Source organism: Stenotrophomonas sp. AC248, from assembly GCF_979258185.1.
This window is the reverse complement of the sequence record NZ_OZ409840.1, coordinates 1,477,566-1,492,268: the sequence shown is the minus strand read 5'-3', so window position 1 is coordinate 1,492,268 and position 14,703 is coordinate 1,477,566. Positions and strand designations below refer to the sequence as shown.

The window sequence follows — 14,703 nt, the reverse complement described above, 5'->3', positions numbered from 1 at the left end:
AGCCAAAGCGAAGCCAGAGCGTGGGCAGTCGCCTCTTCCGGGCGGGCATGGGGCGGGTGAGTTGCCGGGGCACGCTGCAAGTCCCGCTCCGCGGCCCGGCCCAGCCGCTGGCGGCTGTGCGTTCAGTCGCATGCGAGGCAGTGCCTCGCAAACAATGCGTCTTCACCCATGTAAGCTCCGTCGCCGCATCCATGCGGCTCAGGGCCCCGTCAACTCACCCGCCCCATGCCTGGACAGTTGGCCGGTTGCCGCGCTGAGGGGCAAGAGCAGCCTGTCGCGTTGGTGGGGAGAGAAGAGCAGCCGGGCAGAGCCCGGCTCTACGCGGCGCGGCGCGGGTCGGGATGGATCGGATGGATCGGATGGATCGGATGGATCGGATGGGATCGGATGGGATCGGATGGGATCGGATGGGGACGGATCGGGACGGATCGGGACGGATGGGGTCGGTGCGGACCGGGTCTGATCGGGACGGATGGGATCGGGACGGATGGGGTCGGTGCGGATCGGATCGTGAAAGGTAGAGCCGGGCTCTGCCCGGCTGGGACGGTGGAACACCGTCCTGCTTCCCCCTCCCCAAAAACGCGGCAACTGCCTTGCGCCGTTGCCCTGCGCCTTCAACAAAAGGGCAGGCATTCTGTCGGGCGTCGGCGTGGGTGGGTTGGCGGGACCGTTGGGCGCCATGGATGGCGCCCACGAGCCTCCAAGGATGGATTCACGGCGTGTCCCGCCAACCCACCCACGCCGACGCCACTCAGAACATGCAGCCCCGCTGTTGCTGTTGCTGTTGCTGTTGCTTCAACAAACAGCCGCGCCCCCTCACCCCTTGTCCTGCAACGCCATCTGCATGTCGCGCTGGCGGCGCTTCTCGCCGCGGGCCGTCACGAACCACCCCACCACCGCCGCGACCGACACCGCCAGCACCATCAGCGTCGCCAGTGCATTGATCTCCGGCTTGATCCCCATCCGCACCGACGCGAACACCTTCATCGGCAGCGTCGTCGAACTCGGGCCCGCCACGAAACTCGCAATCACCACATCGTCCAGCGACAGCGTAAACGCCAACAACCAGCCCGCCACCAGCGCCGGGGCGATGATCGGCAGCGTGATCTGCAGAAACACCTTCAACCGCCCCGCCCCCAGATCCATCGCCGCTTCCTCCAGCGACCGGTCCAGCTCCTGCAGCCGCGACGACACCACCACCGTCACGAATGACAGCGTAAACGTCACATGCGCAATCCAGATGCTCGTCACCCCGCGTGCCGGAAAGCCGGGAATACCGCCCATCGCTACCAGCAGCGTCATCAGCGAAAAGCCCAGGATCACCTCCGGCATCACCAACGGCGCGGTGATCAGCGCACCGAACACCGTCTTGCCAGGGAACCGCTTGAAACGCGTCATCACCATCGCCGCCATCGTGCCCAGCACCGTCGACGCACAGGCCGTCCAGAACGCCACCTTCAGGCTGATCCACAGCGCATCCAGAATCTGCCGGTTGTTGAACAGCTCCCCATACCAGCGCGTGGAAAAGCCCGACCACACCGTGGCCAGTTTGGATTCGTTGAACGAATAGATCATCAACAGCAGGATCGGCAGATACAGAAAGCCGAAGCCCAGCCCCAACACCGACCAGCTCAGCCACCGGTTGCCGCGCACCATGCTCATGCCAGCTTCCCTTCCAGCTCACGCTGCTGGACCCGGTTGAACAGCAGGATCGGCACCAGCAGCAACAGCAGCATCACGATCGCCACCGCCGAAGCCGTCGGCCAGTCGCGGTTGTTGAAGAACTCGCCCCACAGCACCCGCCCGATCATCAGCGTGTCCGGACCGCCCAGCATCTCGGGAATCACGAACTCGCCCACCGCCGGGATCATCACCAGCATGCACCCGGCGATGATGCCGGTGCGCGACAACGGCAAGGTGATCCGCAGGAACGCCTGCCACGGCTTGGCCCCCAGGTCGTAGGCCGCCTCCAGCAGGCGGTTGTCCAGCTTGACCAGGTTGGCGTACAGCGGCAGCACCATGAACGGCAGGTAGCAGTACACGATGCCGATGTAAGCGGCGGTCGGCGTGTACAGGATCTGCAACGGCGCATCGATCACCCCGAGCTTGAGCAGCAGCTGGTTGAGCAGCCCGTTGCGGTCCAGGATGCCGATCCACGCATATACCCGGATCAGGAACGAGGTCCACGACGGCAGCACCACCAGCATCATCGCCACGTTGCGCGCGGCCGGCGACATCCGCGAAATCACGTAGGCCATCGGGTAACCGATCAGCAGCGTGAACAGCGTGGCGATCACCGCGATCTTGATCGAACTCAGGTAGGCCAGCACGTACTGGCTGTCCTTCACCAGCGCCGCGTAGTTGCCCAGGTTGAGCTTCAGCGAGAACGCCCCGTCCACGTATTCCAGCAGCCAGGTATACGGCGGCGAGCCCACCTGCGTGCGCGCGAACGAGATCATCAGGATGATCACGAACGGCACCGCGAAGAACAGCAGCAGCCACAGGTAGGGCGCGGCGATCACACTGCCGCGGGTGCCGGGGAGCCAGCGCTTCCAGACGGCGGCGTTCATGCGGTGAGCACCACGCCGTCGTTGTCGCGCCAGCACACCCACACGCTGTCGCCCCAGGTCAGCCCGTCGCTGGCCCAGCGCTGCGAGTTGGCGAAGTTGGACAGCACCTTGGCCCCGCTGGGCAGGCGCACGTGGTACACCGAATGGCTGCCGAAGTAGGCGATCTCCTCGATCACCCCCCGCGCCTTGTTGGTGTCCCCGGCCGGCTCGTCCTTGCCGATCATCACCTTCTCCGGGCGCAGCGCGAACGCCACCGGCTGGCCTTCGTAGCCGGTGATGCCGTGGGCCACGTAGATCGGCGCGGGGAACAGCGGCGTGCGCACGGTGACGTACTCCGGCAGGTCCTCGTCGATGACCCCGTCGAACAGGTTCACCGAGCCGATGAACTCGGCCACGAAGCGGTTGGCTGGCTGCTCGTAGATCTCATCGGGCTTGCCCACCTGCTGGATCCAGCCGGCGTCCATCACCGCGATGCGGGTGGCCATGGTCATCGCCTCTTCCTGGTCGTGGGTGACCATCACGCAGGTCACGCCCGAGGTTTCGATGATGTTGACCAGCTCCAGCTGCATCTGCGAGCGCAGCTTCTTGTCCAGCGCGCCCATCGGCTCGTCCAGCAGCAGCAGCTTGGGCCCCTTGGCCAGCGACCGCGCCAGCGCCACGCGCTGCTGCTGGCCGCCGGACAGCTGGTGCGGCTTGCGCTTGGCCAGCTTGCCCAGCTGCACCAGCTCCAGCATCTCGCCCACGCGGGTGCGGATCGCATCGCGGGCCAGGCCGTCCTGTTTCAGCCCGAAGGCGATGTTCTGTTCCACCGTCATGTGCGGGAACAGCGCGTAGGACTGGAACATCATGTTGATCGGCCGCTGGTACGGCGGCAGGTCGTTGATGCGCTGGCCATCCAGCTCGATGCTGCCCTTGGTGGGGGTTTCGAACCCGCCCAGGCAGCGCAGCAGCGTGGACTTGCCGCTGCCGGAGCCGCCGAGCAGGGCGAAGATTTCGCCCTTGCGCACGTCCAGGCTGACATCGTCGAGCGCGACGAAGCCGTCGAATTCCTTGCGCAGCGCGCGGATGGACAGATAGCCCGGCTCGAGGACCGGCACGACCTCGCCTTCCGGCTTGGCATCAAATGGCATGGGGGGCGGCTCCAGGAGCGGCAGCGGACGGGGGGAGGATGGCATTTTACCGGTGGTGGCCGCGTCATGCTGTGCCCCGCCGGGGATCCGGACGTTCATGGGCCCGGCCGGGCCGGTGCCCTGCCCGTCCGGAAACGGCAACGCCGGCCCGGGGGCCGGCGTTGCAGGGGGCACGCAGGTCCGCTCAGCGACCGGTCTTCACCTCGGTCCACAACCGGGTGTAGAGCTTGTCCACCTCCGGCGTGTTGATCGAGTAGGTGAACATCTTGGCGGCCACGTCGGCCGGCGGGTAGATGGTCGGGTCGGTGCGGATCGCCTCGTCCACCAGCGGGGTGGCCTTGGTCACCGGGTTGGCGTAGTGGATGAAGTTGGTGTTGGCCGCGGCCACCTTCGGTTCCAGCAGGTAGTTGATGAAGGCATAGGCGGCCTCCGGGTGCTTGGCATCCTTGGGAATGGCCAGCATGTCGAACCACTGCGGGGCGCCTTCGCGCGGGATCGAATAGGCCACGGTCACCCCGTTGGCCGCTTCGGCGGCGCGGTCGCGGGCCTGGATGATGTCACCCGACCAGCCCACCACCAGGCAGGTGCCGCCATTGGCCAGCGAGCCCACGTACTGCGAGGAGTGGAAGTTCTGCACGTAGGGGCGGATGCCCTTGAGCAGGTCGGCCGCCTTCTGCAGCGTGGCCGGGTCCTGGCTGTGCGGATCCTCGCCCAGGTAGTGCAGCGCGATCGGGATCATGTCCGACGGCGTGTCCAGGATGGTGATCCCGCAGTCCTTCATCTTGGCGATGTTTTCGGGCTTGAAGATCAGGTCCCAGCTGTTGGCGATGTCGGTGCTGCCACCGAAGCGCTGCTTGAGCAGCTCCACGTTGTAGCCGATGCCGGTGGTGCCGATCATGTACGGCACGCCGTACTCGTTGCCCGGGTCCTGCTGGGCGATGCGCTTCATCACGTCCGGGTCGAGGTTGGCCAGGTTCGGGATCTTGCTCTTGTCCAGCGGCAGGAACACGCCGGCCTTGATCTGGCGGCCGAAGAAGTTCAGCGTCGGCACCACCACGTCGTAGCCGCTGTTGCCGGCCAAGAGCTTGGTTTCCACCATTTCGTCGCTGTCGAACACGTCGTAGGTCACCTTGGTGCCGGTGGCCTTTTCGAAGTTCGGGATGGTGTCTTCGGCGATGTAATCGCTGTAGTTGTAGACGTTCAGCACCTTGCTGTCGTCGTCGGACTTGCCGCCGCCACAGGCGCTGAGTACGGATACGGCAATGCCGAGGGTGAGGATTCGCAGCTTCATCGGACTCTCCACAGGTCAGGTGCGAGATGGGGGAACCGGCCAGACCGGCATAACGGGTGCCAGCCTAACGGGCATGCCCACATTTTCCCAGCACATGGCCCTCACGGCCATGCCGGATCTGGCGACGCGGCGCCGTTCAGACGTTGAGCAGCAGGAATTCACGCTCCCACGAGCTGATCACGCGGAAGAAAGTCTCGTATTCCTTGCGCTTGACCGACACATAGGCCCGGCAGAAGCGCTCGCCCAGCATCTCGCGCAGTTCCGGGCAGCCCTCCAGCCCGTCCAGGGCCTCGCCCAGCGAGCGCGGCAGGTCGTAGCCCAGTTCCTTGGCGCTGCCGCTGATCGGCGCGGTGGGGGAGCCCTGCTCGCGGATGCCGAGCAGGCCGGCGGCCAGGGTGGCGGCGATAGCCAGGTAGGGGTTGGCATCGGAGCCGGCGAACCGGCTTTCCACCCGCATGTTCTCCGGCGTATCCAGCGGCACGCGCAGCCCGCAGGTGCGGTTGTCGAAGCCCCAGTGCACGTTGCTCGGGGAGACCTCGCCGAACATCAGCCGGCGGTAGGAGTTCACGTTCGGCGCGAAGAACGCCATCGCCGCCGGCACGTACTTCTGCAGGCCGGCCAGGTAGTGCCCGAACAACGGGCTGAAATCCTCACCGCCGTGCTCGCCGGTGAACACGTTGCTGCCGTCGCTGATCCGCAGCAGGCTCTGGTGGATGTGCATCGCACTGCCCGGCTCGTTCTCCATCGGCTTTGCCAGGAAGGTGGCGTAGATGCCGTGGCGCATCGCCGACTCCCGCATGGTGCGCTTGAACAGGAACACCTGGTCGGCCAGATCCATCGCATTGGCGTGGGTGAAATTGACCTCCAGCTGTGCCGCGCCGGATTCGTGGATCAGCGTGTCCACGTCCAGCTTCATGGCATCGCAGTAGTCGTACATCAGATCGAGGATCGGATCGAACTCGTTGACTGCATCGATGGAGTAGGACTGGCGCGCGGTTTCAGGACGCCCGGAGCGGCCGGCCGGCGGCAGCAGCGGGAAGTCCGGGTCGGTGTTCTTCTGCACCAGGAAGAACTCCAGCTCCGGCGCCACCACCGGGCGCAGGCCGAGTTCGGCATAGGCATTGAGGACGCGCCGCAGCACATTGCGCGGCGCGAGTTCATGCGGCTCGCCGGTCTTGGTGAAACAGTCATGGATGACCTGGGCGGTGGGATCGGTGGCCCACGGCACCATGCGCACGGTGTCGGCATCCGGGCGCAGGATCATGTCCGAATCCGACGGTGAGGTCAGCTCGTAGTAGTCGTCCGGGAACTCGCCGGTAACCGTGGTGGCGAAGATGCCCTCCGGCAGGCGCGTGCCGTAATCGTGCGAGAACTTGTCGGCCGGAATGATCTTGCCGCGCGCGTTGCCGGTGATGTCCGGCACCAGGCACTCCACCTCGGTGATGCGCCGGTCCTTGAGCCAGCGCAGCAGCGTGCTTTCTTCGGGCACGGGCGGCGGAGCGGCTTTGCGCGAAGAAGAGGCCGCTTTGCGCGGGGCTGTGGCTTTACGCGAACGCGTTCGGGTGGTCATGACCGGTCTGCTTTGCAGGAGTAACGGCGACAAGCATCGCCGAAGGCTTGGAAAATGCGGTGATGGAAGGGATGGTCGGTAACACGCCATTCCGGGTGCCACTGTACCCCGAGCACGAAGGTGTGGGCGTCGCTGCGCGCGGCTTCCACCAGGCCATCGTCGGCGCGGGCCTCCACCCGCAGGCCGTTGGCGAGGCGATCAATGCCCTGCCCGTGCACCGAATTGACCTTCACACGGTCTGCGCCGGCCCATGCCGCCAGCCAGCCGCCGCCGGTCAACTGCACGGCGTGCGCCGGCGCGTACTGCTGCTCCACCGGCGCGGCCGGGTCCTCGCGGTGATCGGCCAGCCCGGGCACCGCGTGCACGCGCGCATGCAAGGTGCCGCCCAGCACCACGTTCACTTCCTGGAACCCCCGGCAGATCGCCAGCACCGGCATGTCGCGTTCCAATGCGGCCTGCAGCAGCGACAGCGCATTGGCGTCGCGCGCCGGGTCGTGCCGGTTGCCCGGCCAGGTGGGCGCACCGCCGTAGTGATGCGGCTCGATGTTGCTCACTGCACCGGTCAGTAACAGACCGTCGAGCCGGTCCAGCCAGTGCGCGGCCGGCAACGGGGGCTGCAGGCTGGGCAGCAGCACCGGCGTGGCACCGGCCGCCACGGCCAGCGCATGCACGTACTTCTCGCCGGCCACCGCGAAACGGTGGTGGCCCAGCGGCGTACTGTCGGTGGGCAGGCCAACCCAAGGGGGCGCGACCATGCGGCATGCTCCGATGACCTGTTGCCACGGTAGCGCCGTGGCCGGGCGTGGCGCAACACGCCTTGCCGGGGGCATGCGCCCTCACATGCCGGCTGCGATGCCTGCGACAGACTGCGCGCTGTCACCGCGCATCGTTGCTGGCATGCTGTCACCATGATTGACGTCCCCACCGCCCCCTGCAGGTGCACGCCGTGAGCCGCGCTGGCCAGGACCATGTATCCAGCTGGTATGCCGACAGCCTGCCGGCGCAACCGCTGCGCCCGGCCCTGGCCGGCGACCACGCTACCGATGTGTGCGTATTGGGCGCGGGCTACACCGGCCTGTCAGCAGCGCTGTCGCTGGCCGAGCGCGGCTACCGGGTCAGCGTGCTGGAAGCGCACCGGGTGGGCTGGGGCGCTTCCGGGCGCAATGGCGGCCAGGCCATCGTCGGCTACGGGTGTGAAGTGGATACGCTGGAACAGCTGGTGGGCGCCGAAGACGCGCGGCTGCTGTTTGACTATTCGCGCGACGGCATGGCCTTGCTGCGCCACCGCCTGCAGCACTACCAGATCGACTGCGACTGGCACGATGGCCACGCCAGCGTGCCGATCACGGCCCGCCAGGAGCGCGCGCTGCGTGCCGGGCTGCTTGATCTGGCCGAGCGCTACGACTATCCGCTGCAGTGGTGGGACCGTACCCAACTGCAGGCGCAGCTGGACAGCCCGCGCTATACCGGGGCCATGTTCGATGCGGCCAGCGGCCACCTGCAGCCGCTGGCCTATGCACAGGGCCTGGCACGCGCGGCAGAAGGCCTGGGCGTGGTGATCCACGAGCAATCGCCGGTCATCCAGTTGGTGCGGGGCCCGCGTCCGCAGCTGCGCACCGCTCACGGCAGCATCAGCGCCGACCACGTGGTGATCGCCGGCAACGCCTGGCTGCAGGGCATCGCCCCGGAGCTGGAAACCCGGATCATGCCGGTGGGCACCTATATCGGCGCCTCGCAGGTGCTGGGTGCCGAACGCGCCCGGTCGCTGATCCGCAACGGCATGGCCGTGGCCGATGTCAGCTGGGCGCTGGACTACTTCCGGCTCAGCGCCGATCACCGCCTCTTGTTCGGCGGGCGCGCCAGTTACTCCGCCCTGCCGCCACCCGGGCTGCGCGGGGTGATGACCCGGCGCATGCACCAGGTGTTCCCCCAGTTGGCCGACGTGGGCATGGAACAGGTCTGGGGCGGCTACGTCGACATCACCCGCAACCGCGCGCCGCATTGGGGCCGGCTGACCCCCAACGTGTACTTCGCACAGGGCTTCTCGGGCCATGGCGTGGCAGCAACCGGGCTCGCCGGCGCCGTGCTGGCCGAGGCCATCGCCGGGCAGAACGCGCGCCTGGATGTCTTCGAACGCATCCCCCACCGGCCATTCCCTGGCGGCCGGCTGCTGCGCACGCCGCTGCTGGTGGCGGCGATGTCCTGGTACAAACTGCGGGATGCGTTGTGGTGAACAGCGATGGAGATTTCGCTTCAACAGAAATAGCGACATGCATCACATTCAGATATAGATAATGCGCGGCCCTTCACGCCCGCCGCGCCTCATTGAATTCCGATAATCGCCCGCGACGATTGCATGCGCAGGGATCAGTCGATACTGTCGCGCTGATGAGTTTCCATGTCGACACGCACGGGTATCGGCACGAACAGCAGGAGGGACCAACGATTGGATTGGTGGAGAAATGGACTTCAACTCAACCTGCGTATCCGGCCAGCCGGGTTCGCCGTTGCCGTGTTGTACGCCTTCGCCTGTTGGGGCGCACGACAGATATCGCTTGATCAGTTCTATCTGCCCGCCGGCGTCCGGGTGGCCGCCCTGCTGCTCTGCCCTGCCCGACTCTGGCCGTACCTGATCCTGGGTGAGTACGCGTACTTCGCTCAGATGCGGTATCCCATGATCGACAAGTACGGGCTGGCCTGGGTCGTGATCGCGTCAGCATGCATGATGCCGGCGGTGGCTCTGGTGGTACGCCTGCATCGCAGGATGATGACGGCGCAGACGGAGGTGTGGCTTCTCTCGGTCGCCGCGACCGCCGCACTGGTGGCCACGGTTCTGAAGCTTGGACTGTCGCATCTGTTGTGGCCCATACCGCCCAGCCTGCCCATCCTCAGCAGCGCAGCGCGATTCGCACTGGGCGATTACATCGGAATACTGACGCTCGCCCCCTTGGCGCTGCTCTGGACTAAACGCGGAGCGCGCTACGACTGGCAGGCATGGCGCGGGCTCCCGACGGTCATCGCGCTGTCATCCCTGCTGGTGCTTGCCGTTTTGACCCGCCTGGCCGCCGCCGATGGCGACGTGACCAAAACCAGCCTGCAACTGATGATGGCCCTGCCCGTGGTTGCCTTGACCTGCATGCACGGCTGGCGTGGCGCCGCGGTAGGCGTGCCGCTGCTGAACCTGATCATCAGCGCGACCACCCCAAGTACCGGCCTGCCGGGCTCGTTCGACGCGCCCACCTTCGCCACCCAGCAGATCATCGCGCTTGCCGGTACCGCGCTGCTCGCCTTGGGCGCGCAGATCAGCCACTACTTCCACCAGTACGCGCGCCGCGACCTGGACGGCAAGCGGGCACTCACGCTTTCCAGGACAGCGCACATCGCCAGCGAGATGGACCTGCGCGAACGGGCGCTCGGCCTGAGAAAGATCGCCGATGGTCTGGACGTATCCATCCAGGAAACGGTTGAACTGCTGAGGCGGCACGGGCACCACGAGCCTGCCGAGCGGCTGCTGCGTGCCTCGGCGGCCCATTCGCGGCAATTCCGTGAGCAGACCAGCATGGTGTACCCAACGGCGCTTGAGCAGGTGGGTCTTTACCTTGCCCTGCAGGTAAGCGGTGCCCGTGAAGCGTGGGACGCGACCGACAGGGTATCGCGCCCTCGCCTGGGAGGAGATCCGTGCAGGTTGAGCGTAGGACTTCAGTTGGCCACCTACCGGACGCTCACCGACGCGGTATCCATTCTCCTCAAGAACGAATACGGGCAGATTCAAGTACGCGCGCGTTGCGGTCAGTTCCAGCAGCACCGCGGCATTCTGGTCACCGTGGGGCTGTTGGACGTCAACCGCACCCTGTCCCCGGCAACCATGGCCTTGGTCACCGAACGTCTGGCAGCGCGAGCGTTGGCCTATGGCGGAACCGTGACCTGCCACCGCAATCGGATCCGAATGCTTCTGGTGGATGCACCCGCACCTACCGCCAGACAGTCGGTGCAGACCCCACTCGTGCTACGCGAAAACGCACTCTAGCGTCGGCCCGGGTGCCCTGCAGATCGCGACGGGGATCTACAGGTGGCCTGAGCCACCTGCAGACGTTTCCTGCTCCCTGCTGGACCACGCAGGACATCAACCGCCGTTGGCGGGAACCTCGACGGACCAGATGGCGTCATTGCCCTCGCCGTACACCACCAGCGCGAACTCGGCACGCCTGTACACCTCGCGGCGCACGGCGTTGCCCGGCACGACCAGGCGTTGCGACGGCAACGAGGTGCGCGCGGGGCTCTTCCCGGCCGGCAGGGTGAAGAACTGGTCGTCGATCTTGCCGACGATCACGCGCACCTGGCCTGCAAGATCATTTACCTGGTAATACGAGATTCCATCGCGCTCAAAACCGTAAACCAGCCAGTTGGGATCCTGGCTCAGGTTCACGGCCAGAGGAAGCGATTCACCCATACCGCTTTTGGCCAACGCAATACCGTTGCCATCGCTCGGACAGCAGGCGGCTGCCGCAACGAACGGCATCGAGAGCAGGCTTACGGCCAAAACCACATCACGAACGCGGGAAATTCGCACAAGCACCTCCAGAGTATAAGTAATGGAAACAGCCAGACGATTCTATCGTTGCCACGGGCATATATTCCTTGACAGTATTCCTAAAGCGAAATGACCCAGTTTCGCTTGCCGCGCCAGCATGGGTATCAGGCCCCGGCAGTGTCATCAGTGCCACGCAGCGCGCGGCTGACGTTTTCGCAGGCCCGGTCTGGCGCCCGGGGTCCCACCGGCGCAGCAGCTTGGGGCGCCCAGCATCGCCCGGCCCAACCGGCACCGCTGCGAGGCCAGCCAATCCACCCTAAAGTTGCATGTGAAATCGCCGCTATATCTGCCGACCCACTCGAAATCGAGCGTACGCCACATGCCGGCTCTGTTGCAGGGCGCTTTCGACAGCGACCCCGGTGATGCCTTACCCCAGCGGATCCTGCTGGTGGAAAACTCGCGCACCTTCACCAGCATGCTGCGCGAGGCGATCGAGCAGCGGCTGGAGCTGCCCGTGTTCGTGGCCACCAGTCTGGCCGAGGCCGGGCGGCTGCTCGACGAGGAACAGGGCTGGTTCCTGGTCCTGACCGGGCTGGTGCTGGCCGATGGCGACCGCGACAATGTGGTGGAGTTCTTTCTGTCGCGCGGGTTGCCCACGGTGGTGGTCAGCGGCGTCTACGACGAAGACCTGCGCAAGCGCGTGCTGCAGCAGCAGATCATCGATTACGTCCTGAAGAACACCCCCGGCAGCATCGACTACCTGGTGTGGCTGGTGCAGCGGCTGGAGCGCAACCGGCGCATCGCGGCCCTGGTGGTGGATGATTCGATGTCGGCGCGGATGTACGCCGCCTCGCTGCTGCGCATGTACGGCCACACCGTGTACGAGGCGGCCGACGGCGCCGAGGGCCTGAAGGCGATCGAGGCGCACCCGGCGATCCGGCTCGCCGTGGTCGACCAGGAGATGCCCGGCATGGAGGGGGTGGAGTTCACCCGCCGGCTGCGCACCCTGCGCTCGCGCGACAAGGTGGCGGTGATCGGCATTTCCGGCAACACCGACCCCTCGCTGATCCCGCGCTTCCTCAAGAACGGGGCCAACGACTTCCTGCGCAAGCCATTCTCACGCGAAGAGTTCTTCTGCCGCGTGTCGCAGAACGTGGACCAGCTTGAGCTGATCGGCACCCTGCAGGACCTGGCCACGCGCGACTTCCTGACCGGGCTGCCGAACCGGCGCAGCTTCCTGGAACAGAGCCAGCGCCAGCTGCCGCAGCTGCACCACAACGATGATCTGGTGGCGGTGGCGATGATCGACATCGACCACTTCAAGCACATCAACGACACCCACGGCCATGAGGCCGGCGACGATGCGCTGCGCGCCGTGGCCGCTGCGGTGGCGGGCCACGCCCGCGACCAGGACCTGATCGCCCGCTTCGGCGGCGAGGAATTCTGCCTGCTGGTGCCGGGGCTGGAGGAAGACGAGGCGCGTGGCTACTTCGAAATGCTGCGCGAGCGCATTGCCGCGCTGGAGGTGAAGCTGGGCGACACCACCCTGCGCATGACCGTCAGCATCGGGCTGTGCTGCCTGCGCCCGCAGCGCGATTCCCTGCACCGTCTGATCTCCGAAGCCGACCGCCAGCTGTACCTGGCCAAGGCTGGCGGGCGCAACCGGGTGAGCTGTACCAGCGTGGCCAGTGCCGCCCGGGAAACCGCGCTGGCGCCTTGATCGAGATCAACGCGAGCGTGTCGCGATCGACCTAGAGTCGTTCCCAGTTGAACACCACAGGGAACGCACCATGGCACTTCTGGTCTGGCAGGACGACCTGAACATCGGCATCGACGTCATCGACCACCAGCACATGCGGATCGTGGAGATGCTCAACCACCTGCACGTGGCGCAGACCAGCCTGCAACGGCTGGCGGTGGCCGAGGTGATCGACGAACTGGTGGACTACACCATGTCGCACTTCGCCTTCGAGGAAGAGCTGATGGAGGAAGCCGGCTACCCGTTCTGTGCGGCGCACAAGCGCGTGCATGAGATTTTCATCAAGCGCGTGGCCGAGTACCGCCTGCGCTTCCAGGCCGGCGAAGACATCAGCGACGAACTGCGCACCATGCTGTCGCGCTGGCTGTTCAACCACATCCGTGGCGACGACAAGGCCTATGCGCCGCAGGTCAAGCTGCACCTGAACCAGTTCGCCCGCGAGCACCAGCAGGGTGGCTGGCTGGGGCGCACGCTCAAGCGCTTCTTCCGCTGACGGCCGCGCGCCGGCCCATGGCCAGCAGCGCCAGGATGGTTACCAGCGCGGTGCCGCACAGGTAGAAGCCCACCGCCAGCAGGCCGAAGCGCTCGGCCAGCCAGGTGGCCACATACGGCGCCGGGGCCGCGCCCAGGATGCCGGCCAGGTTGAACGACAGCGACGCCCCGGTGTAGCGCACCTGCACCGGGTAGATTTCGGCCAGGAAGGTGCCGCACGGGCCGTAGGTGAGGCCCATCAGGAACAGCCCCAGTGACAGGAAGCCCAGCACCAGCCACGGGCTGCCGGCCTGGAACAGCGGGGCGAACACGATGCCGAACGCGAGGATCAGGCCGCTGGCCACGATCATGGTGCGGCGCGTGCCCCAGCGGTCGCCGTACAGTGCCGACAACGGAATGCCGGCCGCGAAGAACAGGATGCCCACCATCTGCAGCAGCAGGAACTGCTCGCGGCTGTACTGCAGCACGGTGGTGCCGTAGCCCAGGGTAAACACCGTCATCAGGTAGAACAGCACGAACGTGGCGAACGCGCCCAGCGTGCCCAGCACCAAGGTCAGGCCGTGTTCGCGCATGACCGTCCACATGGGCAGCTTGACCCGCTCGTTGCGGTCCAGCGCGGCCTGGAACTGCGGGGTCTCATGGATGTTCAGGCGGACCCACAGGCCCACCGCCACCAGCAGCGAGCTGGCCAGGAACGGAACGCGCCAGCCCCACTGCAGGAAGTCGGCATCGCTCATCGCCCGCCCCAGCAGCAGGAAGATGCCGGCCGACAGCAGGAAGCCCAGCGGCGCACCCAGCTGCGGGAACATGCCGTACCAGGCGCGCTTGCCCGGCGGCGCGTTCTCGGTGGCCAGCAGCACCGCCCCGCCCCACTCACCGCCCAGCCCAAGGCCCTGGCCGAACCGGCACAGCGCCAGCAGGGCCGGGGCGAGGATGCCGATGCTGGCGTGCGTCGGCAGCAGGCCGATCGCCACGGTGGACACGCCCATGGTCAACAGTGCGGCCACCAGCGTGGCCTTGCGTCCGATCCGGTCGCCGTAGTGGCAGAACACCGCCGAGCCCACCGGCCGCGCGATGAAGGCCACCGCGAAGGTGGCCAGCGACTGCAGCAGGGCCGCGCCGTCGCTGCTGTCGGGGAAGAACAGGTGCGGGAACACCAGCACCGCCGCCGTGGCGTAGATGTAGAAATCGAAGAACTCGATGGTGGTGCCGATCAGGCTGGCCAGCAGGATCCGGCGCGGGGAGTTGGCAGCAGGTGCAGCGGGAGTCGACATCGGGCACACGCAAAAGGGCAGCTGCCCGATTCTGCCATGGCCGCACGACGCTGCGGCCGATGGTTGCAGACGTGACCGTCGCCGCC

12 protein-coding genes are annotated in these 14,703 nt (G+C 66.4%); 4 read left to right on the top strand and 8 right to left on the bottom strand.

Translation table 11 applies throughout. The annotated features are described in order from the left end of the window. Positions 1 to 816 precede the first annotated feature (816 nt). From ACZ0AE_RS06785 to ACZ0AE_RS06760, 6 genes are all read right to left on the bottom strand, one after another. The gene (locus ACZ0AE_RS06785) at positions 817 to 1,662 is read right to left on the bottom strand and encodes an ABC transporter permease subunit (protein ID WP_463600684.1); all 846 of its coding nucleotides are present in this window, start codon (positions 1,660 to 1,662) and stop codon (positions 817 to 819) included. Further along, positions 1,659 to 2,570: an ABC transporter permease subunit gene (locus ACZ0AE_RS06780; protein WP_038689321.1), complete on the bottom strand. Its 912-nt coding sequence runs from the start codon at positions 2,568 to 2,570 to the stop codon at positions 1,659 to 1,661. The genes ACZ0AE_RS06785 and ACZ0AE_RS06780 overlap by 4 nt, the downstream gene beginning before the upstream one ends. Further along, entirely contained in the window at positions 2,567 to 3,700 is a 1,134-nt protein-coding gene (locus ACZ0AE_RS06775; RefSeq protein WP_463600683.1) for an ABC transporter ATP-binding protein, read from the bottom strand. The genes ACZ0AE_RS06780 and ACZ0AE_RS06775 overlap by 4 nt, the downstream gene beginning before the upstream one ends. 184 nt (positions 3,701 to 3,884) lie before the next feature. Then, complete coding sequence (locus tag ACZ0AE_RS06770; RefSeq protein WP_038689325.1) at positions 3,885 to 4,991, bottom strand: polyamine ABC transporter substrate-binding protein; 1,107 nt, start codon at positions 4,989 to 4,991, stop codon at positions 3,885 to 3,887. A gap of 136 nt (positions 4,992 to 5,127) precedes the next feature. Continuing rightward, on the bottom strand, positions 5,128 to 6,561 hold the full coding sequence (locus tag ACZ0AE_RS06765; protein WP_038689327.1) for a glutamine synthetase family protein: 1,434 nt from the start codon (positions 6,559 to 6,561) through the stop codon (positions 5,128 to 5,130). Further along, complete coding sequence (locus ACZ0AE_RS06760; protein ID WP_038689329.1) at positions 6,558 to 7,316, bottom strand: gamma-glutamyl-gamma-aminobutyrate hydrolase family protein; 759 nt, start codon at positions 7,314 to 7,316, stop codon at positions 6,558 to 6,560. The genes ACZ0AE_RS06765 and ACZ0AE_RS06760 overlap by 4 nt, the downstream gene beginning before the upstream one ends. Before the next feature lie 182 nt (positions 7,317 to 7,498). Between ACZ0AE_RS06760 and ACZ0AE_RS06755 the strand changes: the two genes are divergently transcribed. Beyond that, entirely contained in the window at positions 7,499 to 8,794 is a 1,296-nt protein-coding gene (locus ACZ0AE_RS06755; RefSeq protein ID WP_463600682.1) for an NAD(P)/FAD-dependent oxidoreductase, read from the top strand. 165 nt (positions 8,795 to 8,959) lie between these two features. Then, positions 8,960 to 10,588, top strand: a complete 1,629-nt coding sequence (locus ACZ0AE_RS06750) for an MASE1 domain-containing protein (RefSeq protein WP_463600681.1) — start codon at positions 8,960 to 8,962, stop codon at positions 10,586 to 10,588. 96 nt (positions 10,589 to 10,684) lie between these two features. Here the strand turns inward: ACZ0AE_RS06750 and ACZ0AE_RS06745 are convergent, their stop codons facing one another. Next, positions 10,685 to 11,131: a hypothetical protein gene (locus ACZ0AE_RS06745; RefSeq protein ID WP_463600680.1), complete on the bottom strand. Its 447-nt coding sequence runs from the start codon at positions 11,129 to 11,131 to the stop codon at positions 10,685 to 10,687. Between the two features lie 340 nt (positions 11,132 to 11,471). Here ACZ0AE_RS06745 and ACZ0AE_RS06740 point away from each other — a divergent pair, with 340 nt between their 5' ends. Together ACZ0AE_RS06740 and ACZ0AE_RS06735 are read left to right on the top strand one after the other, a co-directional pair. Continuing rightward, positions 11,472 to 12,812 carry a GGDEF domain-containing response regulator gene (locus tag ACZ0AE_RS06740; protein ID WP_038689337.1) on the top strand — a complete coding sequence of 447 codons (1,341 nt, stop codon included), beginning with the start codon at positions 11,472 to 11,474 and terminating at the stop codon, positions 12,810 to 12,812. A gap of 70 nt (positions 12,813 to 12,882) precedes the next feature. Beyond that, on the top strand, positions 12,883 to 13,344 hold the full coding sequence (locus ACZ0AE_RS06735; RefSeq protein WP_038689338.1) for a bacteriohemerythrin: 462 nt from the start codon (positions 12,883 to 12,885) through the stop codon (positions 13,342 to 13,344). On the opposite strand, the gene ACZ0AE_RS06730 is transcribed toward ACZ0AE_RS06735, so the two are convergent. Continuing rightward, positions 13,325 to 14,617 carry an MFS transporter gene (locus ACZ0AE_RS06730; RefSeq protein ID WP_463600679.1) on the bottom strand — a complete coding sequence of 431 codons (1,293 nt, stop codon included), beginning with the start codon at positions 14,615 to 14,617 and terminating at the stop codon, positions 13,325 to 13,327. The two genes, ACZ0AE_RS06735 and ACZ0AE_RS06730, sit on opposite strands and share 20 nt — an antisense overlap. Positions 14,618 to 14,703 lie beyond the last annotated feature (86 nt).

Excerpts from the sequence above, each read along its gene's own strand:
- ACZ0AE_RS06785 (WP_463600684.1), bottom strand. The coding sequence starts at position 1,662 with ATGAGCATGGTGCGCGGCAACCGGTGGCTGAGCTGGTCGGTGTTGGGG.
- ACZ0AE_RS06735 (WP_038689338.1), top strand. The coding sequence starts at position 12,883 with ATGGCACTTCTGGTCTGGCAGGACGACCTGAACATCGGCATCGACGTC.
- ACZ0AE_RS06765 (WP_038689327.1), bottom strand. The coding sequence starts at position 6,561 with ATGACCACCCGAACGCGTTCGCGTAAAGCCACAGCCCCGCGCAAAGCG.
- ACZ0AE_RS06780 (WP_038689321.1), bottom strand. The coding sequence starts at position 2,570 with ATGAACGCCGCCGTCTGGAAGCGCTGGCTCCCCGGCACCCGCGGCAGT.
- ACZ0AE_RS06750 (WP_463600681.1), top strand. The coding sequence starts at position 8,960 with ATGTCGACACGCACGGGTATCGGCACGAACAGCAGGAGGGACCAACGA.
- ACZ0AE_RS06760 (WP_038689329.1), bottom strand. The coding sequence starts at position 7,316 with ATGGTCGCGCCCCCTTGGGTTGGCCTGCCCACCGACAGTACGCCGCTG.
- ACZ0AE_RS06775 (WP_463600683.1), bottom strand. The coding sequence starts at position 3,700 with ATGCCATTTGATGCCAAGCCGGAAGGCGAGGTCGTGCCGGTCCTCGAG.
- ACZ0AE_RS06740 (WP_038689337.1), top strand. The coding sequence starts at position 11,472 with ATGCCGGCTCTGTTGCAGGGCGCTTTCGACAGCGACCCCGGTGATGCC.
- ACZ0AE_RS06770 (WP_038689325.1), bottom strand. The coding sequence starts at position 4,991 with ATGAAGCTGCGAATCCTCACCCTCGGCATTGCCGTATCCGTACTCAGC.
- ACZ0AE_RS06730 (WP_463600679.1), bottom strand. The coding sequence starts at position 14,617 with ATGTCGACTCCCGCTGCACCTGCTGCCAACTCCCCGCGCCGGATCCTG.